22 protein-coding genes are annotated in these 24,293 nt (G+C 38.8%); 6 read left to right on the forward strand and 16 right to left on the reverse strand.

Translation table 11 applies throughout. From position 1 onward, the window contains the following. Positions 1-32: 32 nt before the first annotated feature. From ACZ5R4_RS12250 to ACZ5R4_RS12265, 4 genes are all read right to left on the reverse strand, one after another. Positions 33-755, reverse strand: a complete 723-nt coding sequence (locus tag ACZ5R4_RS12250) for an amino acid ABC transporter ATP-binding protein (protein WP_109983466.1) — start codon at positions 753-755, stop codon at positions 33-35. Between the two features lie 2 nt (positions 756-757). Then, positions 758-1,414 (reverse strand): amino acid ABC transporter permease, encoded by a 657-nt coding sequence (locus ACZ5R4_RS12255; protein ID WP_054789022.1) that lies wholly within the window; start codon positions 1,412-1,414, stop codon positions 758-760. A gap of 81 nt (positions 1,415-1,495) precedes the next feature. Then, entirely contained in the window at positions 1,496-2,296 is an 801-nt protein-coding gene (locus tag ACZ5R4_RS12260) for a basic amino acid ABC transporter substrate-binding protein (protein WP_109983279.1), read from the reverse strand. 379 nt (positions 2,297-2,675) lie between these two features. After that, positions 2,676-4,217, reverse strand: coding sequence for an MGH1-like glycoside hydrolase domain-containing protein (locus ACZ5R4_RS12265; protein ID WP_464367382.1), 1,542 nt, complete (start codon positions 4,215-4,217; stop codon positions 2,676-2,678). A gap of 237 nt (positions 4,218-4,454) precedes the next feature. Here ACZ5R4_RS12265 and ACZ5R4_RS12270 point away from each other — a divergent pair, with 237 nt between their 5' ends. Next, the gene (locus tag ACZ5R4_RS12270) at positions 4,455-5,171 is read left to right on the forward strand and encodes an AraC family transcriptional regulator (protein WP_245902247.1); all 717 of its coding nucleotides are present in this window, start codon (positions 4,455-4,457) and stop codon (positions 5,169-5,171) included. A gap of 296 nt (positions 5,172-5,467) precedes the next feature. Here the strand turns inward: ACZ5R4_RS12270 and ACZ5R4_RS12275 are convergent, their stop codons facing one another. The 6 genes from ACZ5R4_RS12275 to yeiL form a co-directional block, all read right to left on the reverse strand. Then, positions 5,468-6,475, reverse strand: coding sequence for a DUF3231 family protein (locus ACZ5R4_RS12275; RefSeq protein ID WP_054859996.1), 1,008 nt, complete (start codon positions 6,473-6,475; stop codon positions 5,468-5,470). A 527-nt stretch (positions 6,476-7,002) separates the two neighbouring features. Beyond that, the gene (locus tag ACZ5R4_RS12280; RefSeq protein ID WP_109983282.1) at positions 7,003-7,734 is read right to left on the reverse strand and encodes an ABC transporter permease; all 732 of its coding nucleotides are present in this window, start codon (positions 7,732-7,734) and stop codon (positions 7,003-7,005) included. Further along, a complete protein-coding gene (locus ACZ5R4_RS12285; RefSeq protein WP_464367383.1) occupies positions 7,734-8,669 on the reverse strand; it encodes an ABC transporter ATP-binding protein in 936 nt (311 codons plus the stop codon). The genes ACZ5R4_RS12280 and ACZ5R4_RS12285 overlap by 1 nt, the downstream gene beginning before the upstream one ends. Beyond that, complete coding sequence (locus tag ACZ5R4_RS12290; RefSeq protein WP_054859995.1) at positions 8,666-9,403, reverse strand: MerR family transcriptional regulator; 738 nt, start codon at positions 9,401-9,403, stop codon at positions 8,666-8,668. The genes ACZ5R4_RS12285 and ACZ5R4_RS12290 overlap by 4 nt, the downstream gene beginning before the upstream one ends. A 479-nt stretch (positions 9,404-9,882) precedes the next feature. Continuing rightward, positions 9,883-11,934 (reverse strand): choice-of-anchor J domain-containing protein, encoded by a 2,052-nt coding sequence (locus ACZ5R4_RS12295; protein ID WP_464367384.1) that lies wholly within the window; start codon positions 11,932-11,934, stop codon positions 9,883-9,885. Positions 11,935-12,194: 260 nt separating this feature from the next. Further along, positions 12,195-12,863 carry a transcriptional regulator YeiL gene (gene yeiL / locus ACZ5R4_RS12300; protein WP_464367385.1) on the reverse strand — a complete coding sequence of 223 codons (669 nt, stop codon included), beginning with the start codon at positions 12,861-12,863 and terminating at the stop codon, positions 12,195-12,197. Positions 12,864-12,945: 82 nt separating this feature from the next. On the opposite strand from yeiL, the gene ACZ5R4_RS12305 reads away from it, so the two are divergent. Continuing rightward, positions 12,946-14,106, forward strand: a complete 1,161-nt coding sequence (locus ACZ5R4_RS12305) for an MFS transporter (RefSeq protein ID WP_109983286.1) — start codon at positions 12,946-12,948, stop codon at positions 14,104-14,106. Positions 14,107-14,286: 180 nt separating this feature from the next. On the opposite strand, the gene ACZ5R4_RS12310 is transcribed toward ACZ5R4_RS12305, so the two are convergent. The 3 genes from ACZ5R4_RS12310 to ACZ5R4_RS12320 form a co-directional block, all read right to left on the reverse strand. Then, positions 14,287-15,804, reverse strand: coding sequence for a bifunctional metallophosphatase/5'-nucleotidase (locus ACZ5R4_RS12310; protein WP_464367386.1), 1,518 nt, complete (start codon positions 15,802-15,804; stop codon positions 14,287-14,289). Between the two features lie 310 nt (positions 15,805-16,114). Then, positions 16,115-16,846 carry an SDR family oxidoreductase gene (locus ACZ5R4_RS12315; RefSeq protein WP_464367387.1) on the reverse strand — a complete coding sequence of 244 codons (732 nt, stop codon included), beginning with the start codon at positions 16,844-16,846 and terminating at the stop codon, positions 16,115-16,117. After that, entirely contained in the window at positions 16,846-17,121 is a 276-nt protein-coding gene (locus tag ACZ5R4_RS12320; RefSeq protein ID WP_277679949.1) for an Atu4866 domain-containing protein, read from the reverse strand. Before ACZ5R4_RS12320 ends, ACZ5R4_RS12315 begins: the two co-directional genes overlap by 1 nt. Positions 17,122-17,299: 178 nt before the next feature. On the opposite strand from ACZ5R4_RS12320, the gene ACZ5R4_RS12325 reads away from it, so the two are divergent. Continuing rightward, a complete protein-coding gene (locus ACZ5R4_RS12325; protein ID WP_464367388.1) occupies positions 17,300-18,181 on the forward strand; it encodes an AraC family transcriptional regulator in 882 nt (293 codons plus the stop codon). Between the two features lie 344 nt (positions 18,182-18,525). Here the strand turns inward: ACZ5R4_RS12325 and ACZ5R4_RS12330 are convergent, their stop codons facing one another. Continuing rightward, positions 18,526-19,089, reverse strand: a complete 564-nt coding sequence (locus tag ACZ5R4_RS12330; protein WP_464367389.1) for a dihydrofolate reductase family protein — start codon at positions 19,087-19,089, stop codon at positions 18,526-18,528. A gap of 568 nt (positions 19,090-19,657) precedes the next feature. On the opposite strand from ACZ5R4_RS12330, the gene ACZ5R4_RS12335 reads away from it, so the two are divergent. Together ACZ5R4_RS12335 and ACZ5R4_RS12340 are read left to right on the forward strand one after the other, a co-directional pair. Then, positions 19,658-19,852: a hypothetical protein gene (locus tag ACZ5R4_RS12335; protein ID WP_054859987.1), complete on the forward strand. Its 195-nt coding sequence runs from the start codon at positions 19,658-19,660 to the stop codon at positions 19,850-19,852. A 67-nt stretch (positions 19,853-19,919) separates the two neighbouring features. Next, on the forward strand, positions 19,920-21,545 hold the full coding sequence (locus ACZ5R4_RS12340) for a type 2 periplasmic-binding domain-containing protein (RefSeq protein ID WP_464367390.1): 1,626 nt from the start codon (positions 19,920-19,922) through the stop codon (positions 21,543-21,545). Between the two features lie 160 nt (positions 21,546-21,705). Here the strand turns inward: ACZ5R4_RS12340 and ACZ5R4_RS12345 are convergent, their stop codons facing one another. After that, positions 21,706-22,119, reverse strand: coding sequence for a MerR family transcriptional regulator (locus tag ACZ5R4_RS12345; protein WP_054859986.1), 414 nt, complete (start codon positions 22,117-22,119; stop codon positions 21,706-21,708). Between the two features lie 170 nt (positions 22,120-22,289). On the opposite strand from ACZ5R4_RS12345, the gene ACZ5R4_RS12350 reads away from it, so the two are divergent. Continuing rightward, positions 22,290-23,141, forward strand: a complete 852-nt coding sequence (locus ACZ5R4_RS12350; RefSeq protein WP_464367391.1) for an aldo/keto reductase — start codon at positions 22,290-22,292, stop codon at positions 23,139-23,141. Between the two features lie 60 nt (positions 23,142-23,201). On the opposite strand, the gene ACZ5R4_RS12355 is transcribed toward ACZ5R4_RS12350, so the two are convergent. Then, entirely contained in the window at positions 23,202-24,185 is a 984-nt protein-coding gene (locus tag ACZ5R4_RS12355; protein WP_109983292.1) for a DUF3231 family protein, read from the reverse strand. Positions 24,186-24,293 lie beyond the last annotated feature (108 nt).

Genomic DNA, 24,293 nt, shown 5'->3' on the forward strand with positions numbered 1-24,293 from the left:
GTTACCTTTTGAGGTAGCGCACTTCTCCTTTGCTATAATACTTTTGACAAAAATGCTTGGGTTCTCGCGTTTTGTGGATGGTTAAATAATTCATCAGGCGTTCCTTGTTCTACAATGAAGCCTTCATCCATAAAAATTACACGATCGGCGACTTCCTTGGCAAAGCCCATTTCATGTGTCACGATGATCATCGTCATTCCTTCTTCCGCTAAATCCTTCATAACCTGAAGGACCTCTCCGACCATTTCAGGATCGAGAGCGGAGGTAGGCTCGTCAAATAACATAATGTGAGGTTCCATCGCTAGGGCACGAGCCATTGCTATCCGTTGCTTTTGTCCGCCAGACAAGTTATCGGGATAGGTCTCCGCCTTGTCTACTAATCCGACTTTTGTGAGTAGCTTTATTCCTAAATCCTTTGCTTCTGCTGGAGATTTACCCTTTAATCGTTTCGGTCCAAGCGTAATGTTTTCCATTACGGTCATGTGTGGGAAGAGATTAAATTGTTGAAATACCATTCCCATCCGCTGGCGTAACTCGTTAATATTTGTCTTAGAAGAAGTCAGATTATCTCCCTCAATAAAAATATCCCCAGCTGTAGGTTCTTCTAATCGATTCATACAACGTAATAAGGTACTCTTTCCTGAACCAGAAGGGCCGATAACACACACTACTTCTTGTGCATCCACACTCATATTAATATCCTTTAGAACCTCTAACTCCCCAAAGGATTTTTTAAGATTTTGAATTTCAATCATTTTCATGCGACATCTAATCTCCTTTCAAGCCAACGAGAGAATAAGGTTAAGGAATAAATAATAACAAAATATAATACACCAACCGCAAATAGTATTTCGAATGCACGAAAATTAACCGCGTAAATAGACTGTCCAGATAAAGTTAGTTCGGCCAACCCGATCACGGAAAGGAGTGAGGTATCCTTAATGCTGACAATAAATTGATTAACAAATGCCGGAATCATACGCCGTGTAGCTTGTGGCAAGATAATCAGCCTCATTGTTTGGGCGTAAGAAAGCCCGATTGTTCTTCCTGCCTCCATTTGCCCTTTATCAATCGAATTAATTCCCGCACGGAATATTTCGACTAAATAGGCCGTAGCATTAACTGTTATCGCGATCACACCTGCAGAAAATGCGGTAAGACTGATATCGACTACACTGGGTATACCGAAGTAAATAAATAAGATTTGCACAAGTAATGGTGTCCCGCGAATGATATCCACAAAAGCAGTGGCAATCGCTCTTAAGACTTTACTTTTCGTAATACTAAATACACCCAGTATCAGTCCGATAATCATGGCAAGAATAAGTGATATAACCGTTACTTCTACTGTCATCCCCATCCCTTTTAACAAGGTGGGTAATCCCTCAAGAATTATATTTATCGATTCCATCATACGTGGTATCCCTCTTTCTCTTAGAAAAGGTGTGACAAGCCGCCACACCTTTTGGTTGGATCAAATTTTTCCGGTGACTTCTTATTCAGCAAAATACTTGCTATAAAGCTCGTCAAACTCACCGCTATCCTTTAGCTCCTGAAGACCAGTATTGATTTTGTCTACTAGCTCTTCACTACCTTTTGAAATGGCAATTCCGTAGTCTTCACTCGGATACTTATCCCCAACTAATCGAAGCTTGGAGTCCCCTCCATCTTGGTTGATTTTATAAGCAACACTAGGATAATCATTGATCACCGCATCGGCATTACCATTTTCTAATTCCATATACATTGTCGCATCATCCTGGAGCTTCGTGACTTTTGCATTATATTTTTCTGCAAGCTCATTCGCTAACTTCAGACTGGACGTTCCTTGTTTGGCTACGATTGTTTTTCCCTCTAAATCTGCCTCTTCCTCAACTGCACTATCTTTTAAAGTAATTAAGGATAAACCAGATTCAAAATAGGGATCAGAGAAATGAACCACTTCTAAACGATCCTCTCTTATTCCAATAGCCGACACAGCTGCGTCTACCTGATTAGCTTGAAGTGCCGGAATAATTCCATCAAATTTCATCGTTTTCCATTTAACCGATAGATTCGCCTTATCTGCAATCGCTTCCACTAATTCGACATCAAAACCTGTTAATTTTCCATCTTCTTTATATTCAAATGGTGGGTAATCTTGAACAGCTGCTACGATGATTTCTTCTTTTGTTTCACCCGATGCGTTACTAGTAGTATCACTTGTTCCACATCCTGCTAAGACTAGGGCAATGACACCAACTAAAACGATCAATATACCCTTTTGAACAAAAGTGTTTTTCCTTTGTTTATTCATTATGTATATCCTCCTACCCAAAATAATGTAATAAAAGCAACCTTATCTATTGTATCGATCCAATCTCTTATTTCCAAATTAGATTAATATTGGTTTGTGAGGATATGTTTATGTTTTTTAAGCTATCGTTACTTATATCGTTAATTATGTAGAAATCCTTATAGAGAGTTAGGTATACTGTCATATCCTCTAAGATTGAATTTTCAAGAATAATGAAAAATAACCTTACTTAGCTTTAGTAAGGTTGTGTAGAATTATAGGAATGTTGAATAAAAAAGTCGTCATTCTTTAGTGCATAGTAGATTCTTCATGTGCACTAAAATAAAAGAACCGCCCTCTTCACATTGGAGGGAGGATTCTTATTGGGTAATGTGGCTCATTAGATGTTATTAACATTGCTAAGAACGACAAGACGACCTAATTCCTCCGAGCATGCAACCTTTATACCGTCAATATAAACGGCTAAACCTATTCCCATGTTGTACTGAAGGCCGAGCTTGTCATAAATGATAGTGATTTCTTTGCCATGAGAATACAAACAGTCTAAACAGAAATATTCCCATTCTTTAGGAACAAGTGGATTCACCTCAAAACTACCATCTTCTCTTACACGAAACCCAATGAGTCCGGTAATGATTAGATCGTTAAATGTAGAATGGTTATAGTCCTTCCCACGTTCACGGCCACCTTTGTTTTCTGGCCAACCCCATTCCTCTAATATCCGTCTGGACAGCCATTCACCTGTAAAAGGATCAATATTTTCATCCAACCAGGATACCGACTTGCCGTCAGCATTTGTACGGTAATGACATTGCGCATAAGTGCTTAGTATGTTCCAGTAATCTTCTTTATGAATCACTTGCTGTTCATAATCATTTAATACGTTAGCCATTGCCGTTAACGTCTGAGATGTGGCGAATGGCCAAGACGGTCCATTCCATAGACATTCGTGCTCATAGGAAAACATGAATCGAGAATGACGTTGTTCTGCAGTTGTGGGCCCGTAAGGAGCATAGAAACCTTCAGTATCTAATAACTGCGTCCACGCTTGTTCGTAACCAGAGTCTGGAAGATGGAAAGCCCAAGGGATATATCCAAGTAGCTCGCGTACGTTATAAGCTGGGTCCATCTTTTGGAAATCCCAATATTTGACCATGTCATTTGAGTTTTTCAGTGGGATGACCTTGAAGAACTGCGCATGCTCGTCCCATAAATACTTTTGGACAAGCTGTTTTAACTGATTCGCCTTTTCCTTAAACCTTTTGTTCGACTCATCATCTCCTGCTAGGCGTGCAATGTTGGCAATCGCCATTGCATCGGCATACATATAGGCATTCAGAGTTGGTCTTAGACCAGATCCGCTAATAGAAATCTCCATTGCATCGCGGTCGTCAATTGACCAGAATAAGCCACTTTCGTTCCGATTACTTTTCTCCCACATTATATAGTTCTCGATCATATCCGGTAGTAAATCAATTGCGAGCTGGAAGTCACCATCTACTTTACAATAATTCCAAACAGCATCTGCTATCCAACAGCTATAAGAGCGGAGATTTCCGTTCCCTTTAAACCAAAACAAGATATAATCCTTTAAAAAGTCTTGGCGGTTTCGCAGCCAACGACCTTCATTTAAATGATGTCCTACAGCACAGTTGATCGTGTTATGCTTACCTGCCCAAGATACGGAGGGATGAAACTCCGTAATCACGAATCCGTCAGAAGTTAGCTTAATATGTTTTCGATACACCCACCAGCGAAAATAATAAGTCTCTTCTAAGTAAGAATCAGGACAATGAAAAAGAGGAATCTGATCACGAAGCCAGTCCCAGGCTGTAGCATTATCAACATGCTGGATAACAGTTTCTTCGTCATGCCTGTTAAACGTTTCGAAATGTTTTTTAAAAGTTTCTGGAGTTAACAACATGATACAATCTCTACCTTTCTAAGTGTTCTATCAAAATAAAAACATCAAAATAGTAACCTTACAAAATAGTATTATAACGTTTATAATAAATAGAAAATATAAGTGAATCCAACCTAATTATTATAAAATTTCACACTAATATATTTTAAGCAGAGAGGGATGGTCTAAATCAGCGCAACTAAACACCTTTCCATCTATTCACCACCGTTGCCTTATTATTTGGAATGTGGCAAAGTGACCTACTTTCCGGGAGAACAGCATCCTGATCGAAATCGTATTGGTGTCTTCGATTTGTTGGTAGTCGTCAGTGGTAGACTTTATATAGGGGAAGAAGATCAGAACTGGGCGGTTTCTCCTGGCCAAATGCTCATATTGTGCCCGGATAAGTATCATTACGCAGTAAATCCATGTGATGATGAGACTTGTTTTTATTGGCTACATTTTAAGGAAGCAGCCCGACCGGAGGAGAACGACGCTCATTCCTCTGTTTCAAATTTCAGAGGGAAGGGCAAGTTGAGCAGAATAGAGTCATATCACATCATGCTACCTAAATATGAAGACATGACTGAATCAACGCAGGTATACGATTTAATCCAACGTTTAATTAGACTATCTACGGAACATCGAAGTCATGCTTTCTGGCAGGAACAACAATTGTTCATCGATTTGCTGAAAATTATTGAGAATAAGCAAAAAACAGAGGTTCTTTCACCTTCCATACAGCTTGCAGAGATGACGGAAGCATATATCAAAAGGCACTATCGTTCACGAATAAGTAATAGAGATTTATCAGAGGCTTTGCATTTTCACTCAAATTATATTATCCGGTGTATGCGGGAGGTTTTTCACTGTACCCCAATGGCCTACCTTCATCAATATAGACTGGACCAAGCCAAACTTCTTTTGATCAAGACAGACTGGACGATTACTCGAATTGCAGATTATGTCTGATTTCAATACTCACCGTATTTTTCAAGTTGCTTTAAGCAGCAAGAGGGAATCTCACCACTACAGTTCCGTAAACAGTATGAAAAGTAAGAAAAATTTAAATGTAAACTCTACAAGTCATTATATGACAATCTCAATATGTACTCTTCAAATAATTAAAGCAGATAACCTATATCAACTCTTTTTTTAAAGAATCAGTTTCGTTGTAGAGGTTTTGTAATCAAAAAATTCTAGTTCATGTAGTTTATGTTGATATTAAATTTTTTAAAGCGTGATTATTTAAAAGTAATTTAAAAAAATTATTTTTCTTGTTTTATTAGTTTTTCTCTGTCTAACGATTGTGGTGGCTGCTCAAACCAGTTACGTTCGATTAATAATTCAAGTCCTTCTTCTGCATACGTTAAGATTTCAGGTAGAAGTCGGAAATATTTTGTACCTAAATCCTTTCTCATTGTTGTAGAAAGAGCATGTCCTAGATAATTAATCCCACTGGAGTTCAACGAGTTAATAATATAAAGCATTAATTTATCAGAAAATGGTGCAGTAGTGGAGTCTGTTACTTCTAAACTAACGGGAACATTGCCTTGCATACCATCCTTTCGAAGAATTTCAATACTAATATTAATTTGTTTTTCTGCTAGTTTTTTACCCGTCTTGAAATACTGTTTAATTTCTTTATCTTTTACCACTTGTAGAAAACCAGTGAGTAAAATAGTACCAAAATAGTTTTGTTCAATTTGAAAGAATAATTCGGTTAACTCTACTACATTTAAAGGTCTTTTGCTTCCGAAAAAATTCCCTAAATATGATTTATCCGAAGCAAATGAAACTTCTTTAGGATATGGAATTTTAGGGGGTCTATCATAAATCCCTTTAGAAAGCATAAGTTTTAGAGTTTTGTTATATAAGTCTTTTGAAGTAATCATACAATTGCTGAAAAATTCAACAATATCTTTACGAGCCACAGTGGAAACAATATTTCCATATGTAGGCATTGCGAGTCGACTCAGACCGTACACAAAAGAAAGTGAAAATAAATCATAAAATAATGGTGGAGTTGATAAATGGTAATCATTTTCTGTAAAAGCGTTTGGAATTGGAAGGTTTTCTTCATTAAATATTTTTTCAATTTGTTTAAGGTGATTTTGTGACGTAACTAATGCATCTTCAACTATTGTCAAAATTTCGTTATCTTCTGTATGATGTTGAAAATATTTAAAAAAACAAACAGCCATACTATCTTGCATATATGTAGTCCACATGCCGCCAATTTCAGTTGAAGTAAGTCTAATATTATTGTTTCTCATAGAAACCTCCAAGGTGATTTAAGATGATTGTTATTTATATCCTTTACAGAACAAAGAATAATATGTAAATAAGTGATTCTAAATTTCAAATTCTTAGTTAGACCAGATTTTTATAGATAATTATTAAGTATTTCTTACGAGCAGGTTAGTTCAGTAAGAGATATAATTAGCATAGTTGTGCTCATAGATAATGGATAAAGAGAACCTTGCCAAAAAAATTTAGTCTTTACTATTGAACGTGTTCGTTATATTGATATGCACATAAAAAATTAATGAATACGGAGTTTGGCACTGAACTCTTAATAATGCTTCTTCATATGATCGAGGGAAATGCTCGATTTTAGTTGAAATTATAGCTTGAAGAATCCAGCAATAATCTAAATAATGTATGTATTTTATTATATGCTTATCTTTTTTTAGCAGCCTTTTGTAAATTAGCAGGACAAATTAGACTGTTATATAAGCAATGCTAATGCACAGAAACAGAAAAAGGACTTCCCTCCAAGTCCTTTTTCCTTTTTTTACCGTTATTTCCGATTCAAAATAAATATAGCACCACCATATCCTAAAATGCACCATACCATTAAATTAATATAATTTCCCATCGTTGCATCAAAGGTAGATGCAGCTAGGGAAGCACGCATCACTTCTGCCATCGAATAAATTGGTAACACTGCATGAAGTGACTGAAGCCATTCGGGCAGCCGATCCATTGGGAAATTTACCGGTGAAAACATAAGTGCTCCAAATACAACAACCTGGGAAATACCCATTGAGGATGTAGGTGACAACAGATAGGAAAATCCATATCCAACACCAATTGAAGTTAATGCAATCATGAGTAGTGCCGGAACTACCGTCCAAGAGATATCATATCCCGGAGTGAACATGAGGTGTGCAACAATAGATGAAACAATTATTCCCGGCAAGGTAATCAATAACCATATGGTTGTATCTGCCCCTAGGATAACGGAGCGACTCACAGGCCAGGTACGCATGTACTCCATATATCCATCTGTCTTTGCAGTACCAATTTGCTGAGGCAGGATAACCATTCCTGCAATAATCAAAATAATCGTTGGGGCTCCTGTTGCTAAAAATAGAATCGTTTCCGTATCAGGGTTTGGTATAAGATAGGAAAATCCTATAACAATCCCTATGGATATCAGTATTTGTAATAAAGCCATAAATATAAAAAACCCTGCATTTCTAAGAAGCTGCATTTGAAAAACATACTGATAATGGCTGGCCATATTCATTACGATACTACCCCCTTTTTAGATGTTAATTCAATATAAACATCCTCAATTGTAGTGGGAGACAGGGAGTAGTCTATAACAAGTCCTTTATCTGTCTGATTCTTTGCCCAATCAATCGTGGATGATACTTTTGAGGGGTCTAAAGAGAAAATAAGACGGGATCCGTTTTGATGCGGGGAAAGTGCCCAGCCAGGAACCTCGATATTTTTAAATTCCTTTTCCAGACTAAGTTCTATTCGCATTCGGTCTCCTACTAAACTTTTTACTTCCGATGGATTCCCTTGTGTCACTATTTTTCCTTTATCCATAATAGCCACCCGATCCACTGCCTTTTCTGCTTCGAGAACATTGTGCGTTACTAAAATAACGGAGCTCCCGTTTTTCGTCAAGTCCCGTATTACCTGCCAAAGGTAACTTCGGCGAACCGGATCAACATCATTGGTTGGCTCATCAAGGATCACTAACTCACCTGGGGCGATCACCGCCATACAAAAGGCTGTCAGCCTTCGCACTCCCCCTGACAGTTTTTCGCCTTCTGTATTCGCCCAAGCCCCCATATCCAACGCTTCAAATAGCGCCCCCACCCGCTTTGGTTCAAACTTTTTACCCATCCGCATTTTCCCTATCAGCGTCACTGCCTGCTTTGGAGTAAGTAAGCCCAATGACACTTGGGATTGCGGCTGTACGGAACAAATGGACCTGGCACGTGCAGATGATTGCATTACTGATTCCCCCAGCAAATGAATGTCACCATGATCAGGTGATAATAGTCCTAATATTTGATTAACCAACGTCGTTTTTCCTGCACCATTATGTCCAAGAAGCCCAAATATTTCTCCTTCATTAATCGAAAATGTGATGTTGTCATTGGCAACAATTTTGGATTCTCCTTTACTACGAAAAATCTTCGTAACACCTTTTATATCGAGGATCATTTTTTTAATTCCTCCTTTACTATAAAAACACGTTCAATGAATTGAATAACATCTTTGTTCATTGGGTAAAAAGCAATGCCTTCCTTTAAATTTTGCAGTGCTTCCCACATATCTCCCAGTAATTCTTCATCATTTCCATACATTTTCTCTGCTTGGTTTAACCAGCTTTCCACCAGCTGCTGTGCCTTTTCTGAAGCCGGATCAATGTTCAGATTATTTTTGATATCATGAATGACCTTCATCCATGTCCTTATGTCCTCCTCACTCATATTTTGCACATTCATATCCATGATTTTTTTCATTTCATCATCATTCAAGTAATCTTTATATTGCTGTAAGGCATCTTCAGGATCCTGTTGATAAAGCTGAATAATATTAAAAATAATTTTCCAGTTAATTTCTCCCTCGATCTCAATGGAATACGAGATACCAAGCAGTGCTTGCTCCAGGACCTGCAGACGTTCCTGTTCTCGTTTAACCAATTCCAGCTGCTGCTGGATCGACTCTTGCCAGGTCGAAGTGGAATTTTCCAGAATATCTTTAATTTGCTCCAGAGAAAATCCCATATATTTTAAAGCTAAAACTCGTTCCAGCCGCATAACGTCATCCTCACTGTATAAGCGGTGCCCTCCCTCCGTTTTTGATGAAGGTTTAATCAGACCAATTTCATCATAATAATCCAATGTCCTCACAGTAACTCCTGTATTTTTCGAGAGTTTTCCAATCGTGTACATTACTTCACCTCATCCTTATTTTCTATAGTATAAAACAGCACGTAACGTGTTGTTCAATAGTTAAATGAAAAAATTTTAAAAAGAGATTTACGTTTACCTGTAGGTAACGGCTCGTTGAAGGCATGCGGGAAAAAAGGAAGAGGAATTTAATTGTCCACAAAGTATACGTATTGGAATGTAATAATTACTTGCATCTTCTCTTTAATAACATTAATCATCTTATCCTTCGCTGAAAGAAATAAGTATGTGAATGAAAGTAAGAAAGGAATATGTACCTGTACGAATTAGAAGTAAAATAATTGTGCTATACCACCATTTCTTTTTAAAAAAATAACCACCCAAGCCGGTTAGCAAATAGGTGGTTATTTCCCTTAAAGGGCTATTGCACTAAGCTGTTAGGTGTTGCAAGCATCAAACGGCTTTTATTCACACAACCCTTTGTATTTATATACATCCGGTCACAATGAAAAGAGAATCAGCTATCTCCTTTTCCCCTTCATCACTACTTCATAATCATACTCCGCACTTCCACCCTTACCTGGTTTAGGTGCATACGTAACCATCATTAAAATCTTAGAATATTGGGCGCTTTTTAACATATCCTTCAGATCGATCTTATCCTTTTCCTTCATATTGAGTAAATTTGGGAATTGAATGACTTTCACATGATTCGCTTTTCCTATTGCCTTCCCTTTCTTAAATCCGATAAACTGCACTTGATAATCCACATACTCCTCTGTTACTTGCTCTAGGCTCATGAAAGACTCCGTCGATTCCATTGTATCTATTAATCTATCATTTATTTTTAAATTGGCTAAGTACCAGCCCTCTTCATTATGAGCCCAGTCTGTCATGTAGCGGAATGCGAGATGAACCTTTTGACCAGCATATGCCGATAGGTCGAAGCTTTCTGTTGTCCAGCCACCTGAGCTTCCAGTAAAACCTGGAACATTTTCTTTGATTGCTGGATAGCCATTTTCATCTACCTCACCACTTGTATGTTCATTGGCCAACGAAGTCCATGATTGTCCATTATCTGTTGAGACTTGAACCACGCCATAGTCCCAATTTTCTTCGATTTCATATTTTGTTTCAAAGGATAGAACAGGATTGGTTTCGCCAGTGAGATCTAGCTCTTTTATAAGAAAATTATCGGCTTGGTCCCCTTCACTCCCCCAGAGGACCTGACCCTTATCTGGATCACTGACTGCCTCCCAGTTAGTACTGAGGAAATCAATCCCTTTAAAATATAAATGATCAATCTTCTTATTCGGTGTAATAAATTTTATATCAGTTCCCCAAGCTGGAGCGATCTTATCTAACGCTGCTGCTGCTTCTAGATTAGGTTCTAAGTCTATGGATTGAAATTGGTAGGTCTTATTATCTCCTTGATACTTTCCATCTATCACTAATGCCATCATAAAATCTTGATAGACTTCCTTAAAATCACGCTTACTTCCCATCTCTTCTAGAACGGCATTAATACTATCAATACCTTGTTCCGGATGCTTGAATTCCTTCTGAAGAAATTCTGATCCAAATTGTTCATTCAGATAAAGCTGAAAAAGGTAAGCAACTCCGTAGTCACCTAGTATTTGTAGATCGGACTGATCCCCCCATTGGGTTAAGGAGTTTTTTAGATTATTCATGAAAAAGTCGACATGTGAATCGGAATGACCATACCCTACTAAAAATTGAGCAAAGTCAGCTAGCCCTTCGTTGATAAAGTTTTCTTCGGCCCCATCACTATCATGGTGTAATAGGTGCTGGAACTCATGTGCAAAGGTTCCTTCATATAAAAATGGGCGTTCCGCATCAGGGCCTGTCCGACTTGCCCAATCAAAGCTATCAATCGTCATGACATTGCGATCGGTAAATTCACTGATAGCTGGAGAAAAATATCCTGCAATATAGCTCGGATAATTCGGGTCATAATAATTCTCATCCTTAATATTATCGATTAAGATCACCACACGCCCAGAATCGTCCTGATGATATTCAGGGAACATGGAGTTATCTCCCTTTCGCTCAGCTGGTGGGGCAAAGAACTCCACCTCTTGTTCATAGATTTTTTCATCAAATTCATTTAAAAGATATTGAACCTGTTGATCGGTAATAACCGATAATTCTTCCTCATTTCTAGGATCTTCTTCCGGATACGCCAGTTCATTCGATACCCACACCTCCCCATATTCGCCTACACCTTTTAGGGTGAAAGAGGTAAGGACGTACTGTCCTGTTACATTATTCACCGTCACCCATGGCTTCGAAACACCAATATCATCAGGTGTGACGGATGAAGGGGTTTGTGATTGTTTACCTTGTATGAAAGCTCTACTAAAATCTACCTTTCCTTCCTTCAGAGCCTCTTCTACTGTCTCAGAGCGAAATTCTGCATCTATCTCTTTGGCAGTTGGATCTGGGTTATACTCCCCATCCCCATCCTCTGCACTTGCCATCGTAGGGAATGATAGACCTCCTACTAGCGCAAGAAAAAATAGCAGGAATAATACTTTTTTAGTTTTTCCCATAGTCGTTCTCCTTTCTATTATCAATAGGTAATACCTATTATCCTATCACTAGATTTGTAAATAATTTGTCAAAACTAGGCTAGTAAAAGGGTTTTTTATCGTGAAAATCTGATATTCTTCGGCAGGGATTTTACCTATTGAATCAAGAAATTAGGGCTTTATTGTTGGTGAGCTCTGCGGGAGATTGTGACGTTTTAGCATGGGAGGAACACTTGACGAAGGAGAAAACCTACAAATGGGATACTTGTCGATTTTCCTCTCTAATTTTTCAATACCCCAGCAAGTTCGTGCAAGGATTGATGCTGCTTAATTTGATAGTTTCTGCCTTCCTTTTCTAAGTATCCCTTCTCACAAAATTGGGTAAGCACATGTAATAAGTGCCGATAGGAAACACCTAAATAATCACAAACTGTCACATGCTTCTCCTTATAGATTCCTCCATCAGCCGTTTGTAAAATAAAATCCGCAAGTCTGTTTTCTAGCGGGAATGCTAGACTTTGAGTATATTTAGCTGCCATGATAGAAGCCTTTACACTCAAAAACTTGGATAATTCCCGTAGAAATTTCGCGTCTTCTAGCAATTGTTTGCGATAGTAATGAATAGGAATAGCAAAACAAATCGTCTTCGTTGATGCTTGAATCCCTTTTGTATAATACACATCATGTAATAATTCCATTTCTCCGATATATTCCTTTGCATTAATGAAATTAATTAACGATACCTTGCCATTTTGATGGGTTATATATATTTTTGCTTTTCCCTCGATAACGTAAAAGAGATAATCTGGTCTCCTACCTTCTTGAATAATCCAATCATTCCGTTGATACTCACGGACTTCGATAAAATCCTCCACGGGAAAGGAAAATAAATGGGCAATAGAGTTCTTTTCCAAATAGATCTTTTTCTTTTTATTTTTATAAATTTCCATACCTTCACCTCAAAATATGAGATATCTCCTATTACTTCATTCTATCTCCATGTTATCATGCAATCTATGAGGGGGACATGAAATGAGCACACAACGCTGGATGAGTATACATTTTTTTAGCTTCTTTTTGACATGGGGGATTTTTCTACCCTACTGGTCAGGTTGGATGATTGATACAAAAGGGATTTCCGTCTCAGAAGCTAGCTTGATCATGAGCTTAGGATTGGTAGTCAGGGGAGTTTCTACTTTATTTGCCTTTCCTTATCTATCTGCAAGGGTTAGTAGTAAAAGACTACTGAGTATAATGGGGATCGGAACACTTGTGGCGATTGTCTGTTACATACCGGCAAATTCGTTTACCAGTTTATTAATCGCTACTAGCGCCCTACACCTGTTTTACCCAACATTAATGCCTGCCTTAGATAGTGTTGCTGGTGTTCTGGTGCAGAGTAAACAATTAAAACATTATGGCAGAAGTCGACAATGGGGATCAATTGGCTTTGTCTCCATCGGCATGATTATCACCATTTTTACAGGCTTATATGGAGACGAAATCATTTTTTGGTCACTATTATGTGGTGTCATCGGATTTGTAAGCCTTGGTTTTGTACAAACGCCGATGATTTTATCCGAAAAGCCACCAATGGACCAACCTAAAAAAGAAGGGCTATTTCAATTATTCCGTATCAAGCATTTCCGCCTAGTTCTGGTTATTGTCATTTTATTACAAGCATCACATGCTACTTATTACAATTATGGCTATATTTTTTTACAAGAGATTCAGGCACCTACCTACTTGATTGGTTTTATCATTAATATTGCCGTAATTGCGGAAATTGTCTTTTTCTCGATAGCCGATAAAAAATTTAATCAATTTTCGATTGGCGCCTTACTGACAATTTCAGCTATTGGTTCATCTGCGCGGTGGATTTTAGTTTTTGTCTTTCCGAATGTAATCATATTCGCTATTGCCCAAACATTGCACGCATTATCGTTCGCGATGGCACATTATGCTTTTATGAAATACTTAATTAAGAACATTCCACATCGACAAATACCAAAGGCACAAGGTGTTTATTCCGCGTTAGCCCTTAGCTGGAGCACAGCTGTTTTCACGATTCTAGGTGGATATTTGTATGAGATCGAGCCGAAGCTATCCTTTATTGGGATGATTTTGTGTACTATTCCTGCCATGTTGCTGGCGCTTGTATATAAAAGGTTTGAAAATAGCAAGAACATTTAGATGTAGCACTATTCGAAAGTCAAGGTATCCCAATCTATATATAATAATTTAAAGAGTGTAATGGAAAAAAGTCACCACTCTAAAACTTTCTGAAACCCCTGGCATATCCTGGGGTTTCCATAATCATTAAATAAGGTACTACTCACAGGTAGTATATATGTTGTATAGAAAGCAAACAGCTTAGTCTACCAATACCGTAATCCTTCCTTCTATTGTCTCATGGATGACCCCTATATTTTTAGCGTACTCTATTAACACTTCCGCATCGGTACGAGCATTTGTTTCTTCAACCATTAGCGTATTCGGATCGAACATCGTAAATCCATCTCCACCATTAAAAATATAATGAGGCATTGCGACTGTATAATTTTTTTGTAGCTCAAGTGGTTGGTTATTTACTAAAATATGATCAACCCTCATTCCTTTCGGGTTACTCCGATCATAAGAATAGGTGATTCCAGAAACCTGTAAAAAACCGCCACCCAGATTTTCTACATTGGATACTCCGTGTTCTAGAGCTGTTCGAATCGTTTCTCCTGTAACAGAAGCCAAAATCACCTTATTCCGAAATGGAAGGATGGAATAAGCATCACGCAATGTAAATTTTCCTGCCGGTACGCTCGCACGAATTCCACCACCATTCATTAGCCCAATGTCTGCTTTGAAATAGGAACGATAGCTATCCGCAATGAAATTACCAATATTCGTTTCTTGATACCTTGACTCATGGTTTTCCCCATAGATGAGTGGTATTCCTACTTGGGCAATGGGTTGGCCTAAATCCTTTTCCAATTTTTCCTGATAGTAAGCTGCAAAAGCCTTTAATTCCGGGTCCTCCGGCACCGTGTGATCGACTTTAATGATTTTAGGTGTTAAGCGAATATTTTTTCCTTTTTTACTAATATCCAACTGGATAATTGAGCCAATATTGCCTTCTGGGGCAAAAATATATCGATCATTCCATTCATGGATAAAAGATTGATTTTCCGCCTTTTCTTCGGTGAAGACCGCGTCTATTTCAGGAACTGCTGCTAATAATTGTTTGTCTTTTTCCAGGCTTTCCTGTGTTAAGGCAATGATAACATCGACTTTTTTCGCTTTCTTCATCTTGGCAATAGCATTTTTTGCTGACTGAATCATATCCTGCTGTTTTACTTGATCATCCACTGTTGTTGTATTCATATCATCCGTAAGTCCAATGATGCCAATTTTAATTCCCCGCTTATTAAAGATTTTATAGGTGGCTACGTCGGCAAATGGGTTTCCTTCTGGATCTACTAAATTAGAAGAAATCCACGGAAATGCTGATGTCTTAACTAAATCTTTCGTCACTTCAGAACCGAAATCAAAATCATGCTGTCCAAAATTGGCTATATCAATATCTATTCGATTGAAAGCTTCTACCATCGGAAACCCTTGATATACACCGCCAAATAAGGTTCCTCCACCTAAGTCACCACCAAATGCTACGAGTGTATGCTTATTCTCTTTTCGGACCTGATCAATAGCTGTTTTAAGCCTCGCCACTCCACCCCGATCTCCATAATCGTTGACAACTGGACTCACCTCATGGGCATCATTAAAGTATAGAATAGTTGCTTTTCTATTACTACTTTCTGCTTTTGCATTTACATCATCTGTCAATAAAGCAGTTATCATTACTACAAATAATAATAGAATAATGGGTCGTCTTTTCATTAGTATCCTCCCTATAGTTTTTACATTTCAGATCTCCTTTCAGCAAATTTTAACAAATGAATTTTAATTTATTGTTACATTTTCTTAAATCTTTAGAGAACGTTTAAGGAAAATAGAGGTTTAATCGGCTTTGAGCAGTGCCAGAGCGTCTACGGTCAACCCTCTGGCGATTCCCCCAGAACTTCTGGCAACCGTAGAAAGTCTAACCCAGCAGGCGACGGTGCCACCGATTTGCCTTGCTCGGTGGTCCATTAGGTCTCATAGACCTTGCCACCGTACCGGAGATAACTGAATTGTTCTTTAAGTCAATCTAAACTACTGGTCTAATCACCATTTCATTCACATCGACATTAGTCGGTTGCTCAATAGCATAGGCGATTGCATGGGCAATAGCCGAAGCTGGGAGAGCAATGCGCCGATATTCTTTCATGAGCTCTTTTGCCTCATTGTCTGTTATGCTCCCAGCTAATTCTGATTCTGTTACTCCTGGAGCTACGAGAGTCACTCGAATGCCTTGCCCCGCCATCTCTTGCCGTAATCCATCTGTAATTGCCCGAACGGCAAACTTGGTAGCACAGTAAACAGCCGCTGTCGGGGATACCTCGTAAGCACCAATAGATGCTAAGTTAAGGAAATGCCCAAAGCCTTGTTTTTTCATAATAGGTATACCTGCTGCAATTCCATTAAGAACACCGCGAATATTGACATCAATCATCTGGTTCCATTCCTCTGTTTTTAAGGCATCCATCGGAGAGAGTGGCATCACACCAGCATTGTTCACTATTGCATCGATTCCTCCAAAGTGGCTTTCGGCTACATCTATGATTGCCTGCATCTGTTCAAGGTCTGTCACGTCGACCTGTTGAACGATCACAGAACCACCTTCTGTACGAATAGCAGATGCTATAGCTTCTAACTTTTCTAAACGTCTTGCTCCGATTACAATATGAACACCTCTCTTTGCAAGTAGTCGTGCAGTTGCTTCACCAATTCCACTACTTGCCCCTGTAATAACAACAACTTTTCCATTTAGTCCAGACATCACTCATTTCTCCCTTCACTAAGTTCTTCCCGATATAGAACCATACCTGCATGGTACAGCACTCCATTGACAAAATCACCATTGGCTGTAAAGCCTGTATCATCCTGATACTCGATATGATTGCCTTTGACAGTATAGCTTCCCTGATAAGCACTTTCGATGTCCCCACGAGCTTCATCGTATCTTCCGTTTGGTAATAACTCGTGACGAATGTATCCATCTGAAGTCACCCACATGCCGACATAGGGATGCGAATTTACATGTTCTTTTGCCATTTCACTATCTCCTTTCAGATTCTCCAATTGAATAGTGCGAACACAAATGATTTTAATTCAATACGAATAGAGGGAGGTAGCTGAGAAATACACAATCATTGCCTAATCCTCCAAAAGGCTATAATATAAATAGCAAGATACCTTGATACATGTACAGGAAAAGTTGGAGGAGTAATCCATGAGACGAGACAAAGAATTAGCTGAGTTAATGGAGAGGTTTGTTATAAATGATGGTACGCATGAAACGGCTATTCCAGGTTTGCACCTTGTACGTGCATCCCAGGTTTCTGAACCGATTTATTCTGTTTACGAGCCATCATTATGTGTAGTGGCACAAGGCTCGAAGGTAGTCATACTTGGGGAAGAGAGCTATAAATATGATTCAGCAAATTATTTGACAGCTTCCGTTCATTTGCCAATAACAGGGCAGGTCATAAAGGCAACATCTGAAAAGCCCTATTTATGTGTAAATCTACAGCTTGACATGAATCAAGTGTTCGAGGTCATTCAATCCATGAATCAAGAAATTCCTAAACACTCCTCTGGTCGAGGACTGGTAATCAACCCAAAGAGCGAATCTCTCCTCGAAGCCGTTATCCGACTAATCAAATTGCTAGAGACTCCACAGGATATCCCAGTACTTGCGGCCAGTATCCATCATGAGATCATATATCGAGTTCTTCAGAATGACCAGAATGGCACCCTGAAGCATTTTGCGCTCGTTGGCAGTCAATATCAACGAATTGCAAAGGTGGTTGAGCTGCTGAACCATGAATACAGAAAGCCATTGAAAGTGGAGGAATTGGCGAAGGAAGCTAGAATGAGTTCTTCATCCTTGTATCATTATTTCAAGGAAGCTACAGGCATGAGCCCGATCCAATATCAAAAACAAATCCGGCTCCAAGAGGCACGTCGACTACTTTTAACAGAAAATCTAGAAGCCGCCGAAGCTGCGTTCCAAGTAGGTTATGAAAGTCCGTCTCATTTCAGCCGGGAATACCGCAGAAAGTTCGGGTTGTCCCCCAAGAGAGACTTAAAACGGATACTCGAATTTTTTTAAGTATAATTGGGAGGTCTCTTATGTAGGAAACCAGTTCCATTAAAAACTATTAATGGATCGTCTTCTCAGTGGTACCCTCTGTAGTTTTTACATATAGAAAAAGCTTCATAGGAAAGTTGACTAAGATAGTTGATGTAGAGGTATTAATCTCCATAACAGGTCTTTTCTCCTGTTTTTTAGCGGGATTAAATAAGAATAGCTATGCCAAACAATAAAATAATAAAACCACCTGATAATAGTACACCAGACGGTGGGTTTAGGCAATACAATTGAAATCATGAAAAACAAATTAGGATAGGAAATAGACTAAGTACAAGTTCAAACTTCTTAATTTTTCGTCTTTATCAGTTACGAGCAGCATACCGTAGAACGACTACGCCATTGTCAAACCGGCGATCCTCAATCAGTTCCAGTTCCTGCCTAACACCAGCTGGAAAAAATCGCTTACCGCCCCCAACAATCACGGGGCACATAATCATCTGGAACTCGTCAACAAGACCGGCCTTTATCGCCTGAGAAGCAAGTTCAGGACCATCAACAGTGATGTCATACTCCGCATCAGACTTGAGCTTCTGGATCTCCTCAGGATCAAAGTACCGCTTGATCAACGTCCTTGCGCTACGCGGCTCGGTAAGGGTACTTGAGTAGACAATTTTCTCAGCAGCCTTCCATTGGTGTGCCCAGTTTAGTACGAACTCTGGTTGGTCAGGGATCCTGTGTGCCGTCTCCCAATAAGCCATCACCTCGTACATCTTCCGCCCGTAGAGATAAATACCGACTGACGACGTGAGTTCGTTAATGTAAGAGTGCACCTCCTCATCTTCGGGAACACCCCAGCCAAATTTGCCATGTTTGTCCTCCGTGTAACCATCCAGCGAAGTGAGCATTGAGTAGATCAACTTTGCCATACATCTCACCTTCCATATAGTATTTTTGATTTTCAGTACGAACTCTAGCAGATAAAAAAGTTATATTTATTTTACATTGTATTGGATCAAAAAATTTCTTTTAAATTGCTATGATTTTAGAAAGTTCTCCAAGGATTCGATGGTCAATTCTTGAATTTCTGGGCTAATCTGCTTGATAAAACGACCCTCCTTCTAGTTTTCCTACTTTAATGACATATGATCAACTAAAGCATCCATAGCAATCTTCTAACTTTCTAACACAACTTAAAAATCCATAACATAAACAGCATTTCCAGTAATTTAAATAAACAAATATTAACAAATAAATATTAATATATCGTTACTTTCTTTAATCTTTAGAAAATGTTGAAGAAAACTAGAGGCTAAATAGAAGTAGATGGACTAAATCCTAAAATGTACTCTCTCATTAATAATGTACGTTTTTCTATAAAAATAAATTTCTGAAATTGTACCTCATAAACTCCATTGTCTGTTTGCTATGTAAAACATACATGCTAATTTTGAAAGCGTTAACTATCAAAGAATCTTATTTAAAGAGGGCATAAAAATGGATCAGTCTATCAATCAATCGAAAAACATTAAGGTAGTAAAACGTCATCCTGCCATAAAAAGTTTCCAAAGGCACTGGCAATTATATATTCTAATGATACTGCCTGTATTGTATTTCATCATTTTCAAATATGTACCTATGCTTGGTGCGGTCATTGCTTTTAAAGACTACAATGTCGTTCAATTATATTAGGAAATCCTTGGGTTGGTTGGAAGCATTTTAAGAATTTATTTTTATAAATTAAAGGGAGGAAATTAGAATGAAACAGAAGCATTTTCGCGCTTTGTTACTATTTATGTTCCTAATGATCATCGTAAGTGCCTGTGACTCAGGTGAAGAAGCAAGTGAGGAAGTGGAAAATTCGGATGGTTACACAAATATGTCCGTATTTATTGCAGAAAATGGGGAAATGGATTTAGAGACCAATTCTTTCACTGAATTCGCCGAAGATGAATTTGACATCCATTTTGAGTTTCAAAAAACATCTTATGATTCTTCGTCCGCCAAGGAGAAAAGACAAATTTCATTAGCTAGCGGAGATTATCCAGATGTGTTTTTTTTAGTCGATTGGGTAGATAAATTTGAGCCTAGTGAATTATTAAAGTATGGAGAACAAGGAGCATTAATTCCTTTAAATGATTTGATTGAGGAGCACGCACCCAATTTATCTAAGGTTTTGGATGAACGGGACTCCTTTCGTAAGATTGCTACCGCTCCCGACGGAAATATTTATGGCATCCCAGGATTAGAAGAATGTTTTCATTGTACCTGGCCGAATAAGTTGTGGTTAAACACTGACTGGTTAGAAAAATTAAATTTAGATATCCCTTCCACTCACGAGGAGCTGAAAGAGGTATTAACTGCCTTTAAGGAACAGGATCCTAATGGAAACGGGAAACAAGATGAACTACCGCTCAGTGGTTCTGCAGCTTCACCTAATCATTCTATCATTCCTATTTTAATGAATGGTTTTGTATATGACGATGCACAAACTAGATTACTCGTTAAAAATGGGGAAGTTAGTTTTGCAGCTAATACACCAGAGTGGCGAGAAGGCTTAGAATATATTCATTCCTTGTATGAAGAAGGACTCATTGACTCTGGTGCGTTCACACAAAATCGTGATGCTTTTATTCAGTTGGGAAATAATGCTGACAATGTTATTTTAGGTGCTGCTGCTGCTCAGCATCCATGGGAATTCGTAGATAATGAAAATCAGTATGCCTATAATCCTATTGCTCCTTTGCAGGGTCCAAATCATCAATATGCTACGTACAATTATCCAGTAACTAATGGTGCTACTTTTGCCATTACGAATAAGGCGAGTGAAAAGACTCAAGTCAAAGCTATTAAACTATTGGATTATATGTTTACTATAGACGGAATGGTCCGTGCTCACCTAGGAGTAGAAGGAGAAGATTGGGTGACTTCTGAAGAGAGTGATGTGGCAATTAATGAAGATGTGGAACCAAATGTGAAATTGTTGCATCCTGAAGAACCTACCAATAATAACTGGTCCGCCGCTGCACAGTATTACCAACCGAGAGAGTTCCGTGATGGACAAGTTCAAGCTGAGGATATCTATACAGATGAGGGGTATGAACGAAGACTTCAGGAAGCAACCTATCTATATGAAGGTAAGGAACCAGAAGAAACCTTTCCATTCTGGGCAGCATGGTATCCTGAAGAAGTTCAAGATGAATATTCCACGTTGGAAACAAATATTTTAGATAATGTCGAACAAAGTGCCACCCAATTTATAACAGGTGAATTAAGCTTAGAGGATGATTGGGATGACTATGTGAACGGTCTAGAATCTCTCGGAGTGGATAGATATGTGGAAATTAATCAAGAAGCATATGATAATTATTTAAACGAAGATTAAATGGTAAGGGTGCTAACAACCCTTAATGTTCGAATTTTATTAAAGCAACGAATTGGCTAAATGGAGACAAAATACAGGACTCCATTTAGCCAATTTTTTGTGGAGGCATACAGAAATACATCGACGTCTCAAAGTGCCATCTATGGTTGCTTTTTGACTGCTACACTTGTTTCTCAATTTTATGCCAGTTAGCGGGATTAGTCGTGTCTGGAGCGCGTTGCTCCAAGATGGCCTGATATTGAGCAGCTTTCTGTTCTAGATGATCCACACGACGTTTGGCATCTTCGAGCTGAGTGAGTGCGGCTTCTCTATACTCCATCATTAGGGCACAGCGTTCTTGGACTGTAGAATCTCCTTCAAGGCAGAGGTCGACATACATTTTAATCACTTTAATTGGCATCCCTGTCTGTTTGAGGCACTTGGCGCCATATAGCCAGTTGATCGATTCTTCGTCGAACATCCGAATATTGTTTTTATTGCGCTGCACACTTGGCACCAAGCCTTTATCCGTATAATAGCGCACCGCGTGCTCGGTAAGTCCCGTTATTAGGGCGGCTTCTTTGACCGTATACATGTGTCATCCTCCTCAAGAAAAAAATGGGTTGAAACGACTTGACTTCGTGTAACACGAAGTCGGTAAACTTATTGTAATGTGAATCGGCTGTAAGCGCAATCCCTTATGTTGTGTTCATTTTCCGGGATTTTCTGCTGTTTGTCGTATCACAAACAATAGGAGGGATGACAATGAAAACTGTCACTTTAAACAATGGAGTCAAAATGCCGATCATTGGCTTCGGAGTCTATCAAATTCCAGATGCAGAGGAGTGCGAGAACGCGGTATATGAAGCGCTAATGGCTGGCTACCGCCTGATTGACACTGCAGCTGGTTACCTGAATGAGGAAGCGGTCGGACGTGCAATCAAGCGTAGCGGTGTGCCACGTGAGGAGCTGTTCATCACGACCAAGCTTTGGGTTCAGGATGCTGACTATGAGAGTGCTAAACTGGCCTTCTCCAAATTGTTGAAAAAGCTACAGCTTGACTATCTCGACTTATATCTCATTCACCAGCCGTTCGGAGACTATTATGGCGCTTGGCGAGCAATGGAAGAGCTTTACAAGGAAGGCAAGATCATGGCGATCGGTGTCAGTAACTTTCTGCCAGACCGTCTGATGGATCTCATCGTGCATAACGAAGTCGTACCCGCCATCAACCAGATAGAAACACATCCATTCTACCAGCAGATGGAGAGTGCAGCTTTTATGAAAGAGCATGGAGTGCAGCATCAATCATGGGGGCCATTCGCAGAAGGTCGCAACAACCTATTCCGTAACGAAGTGCTAAGCTCTATTGCAAAAAAACACAACAAATCTGTCGCACAGGTAGTGTTTCGCTGGCTAATTCAGCATAAGGTTGTTGCGATTCCAAAATCGGTGCACAAAGAACGGATCATCGAGAACATGGACATTTTCGATTTTGAGTTGAACGAGGACGATCTCGAATTAATTTCTACCCTTGATACGCGTGAAAGTCTTTTTTTAGACTATCACGATCCGGAAATCGCTAAGTCGCTTGGTACTTTGAGAGTCGATCTGTAAATTTCCCTCCTGCTAAAAAGGGATTGCTCGTCACGACGATTAATCCCTTTTTTCTTTTTCTTATAAATTCATTTTTGGTGGTTCTTCCAACCAACCTTTAGCCATCATGAGGTTAACCCCTTTACGTTGATATTGAAATAAGTCTTTAGCGAAAATCATATTTTTGTATTGCAAATCATTGCGTAAACTAAAGCCCACACTAAACCCACCTCCGCCAAGAGAAAGGCCATCTAAAAGGTAATTACAGAACATCATCAGCTTTTCGGAGAAAGGTGGCATTGTTGAGTTTGTAACGGTTCCTCCTGGTGTGGCAGGCGGTTGGATGTTATTTTCAAGCAGGATGTCGGAAGTCTCCCTTATAATTTCCTTTGTAAGTGCGATTCCTTCCATAAAATATTTCTTTACCTCTTCGTCTTTGGTAGTTTGAGTGAAACCTTGTAAAAGTTGCATACCAACAATATTCGTTTCCATTGCATGATATAGGTAGCCGTATTCAACCGTATTTAATGTTCGCTTCTTCCCAAAAATATTGGTTCCTTTTAAGTAATTCTTATCTGTTATATAATCCGTTGACTTTGGCATATTAACGTAGTTCGGGCGAGTATAAAGTTTTTTGTCAAGAAGGTATTGAGTGAAATGACCATAAAAGGTTTCTGTTACTTCCGACATATCCCTGTACAGTTTTATAATGTCTTGACGGTAAGACATCGTCAAATGTAATACGTACATTCCTGCGCTTATTTCCTTTAATATTCGGCATAACATAATATCAAAACCGTTATCCCATAATTTTGGCGCTTCTAATTGAACATCCTTTTCAGTGAAACCATTTGGAACTGCTGCGCCTTCATTTTTAAACATGGTTTCCATTTCTAAGGTTAAGGAATGAAGTTGATTCCATAAATCCGACATGAGATCTGTTGCTTTTTGATCATCAGATTTATCAATAAAATATTCCAATATACGCAAAATCATGGTTTTTTTATGATATGTCATCCATAGAGCTCCGAGTTCAGAGGCAGACATTTTAGTTTCTTCGGGCATTAACTCTTATCCTCCCTATTTTATCCGTGCTTTTCTCTAGATAGCATTTGTCATTTTGAATGTGATTATACAAAAAATACGCTCAGCTTAATGTATTGAGTTATAAAA

It is taken from the genome of Gracilibacillus sp. JCM 18860, assembly GCF_055395245.1.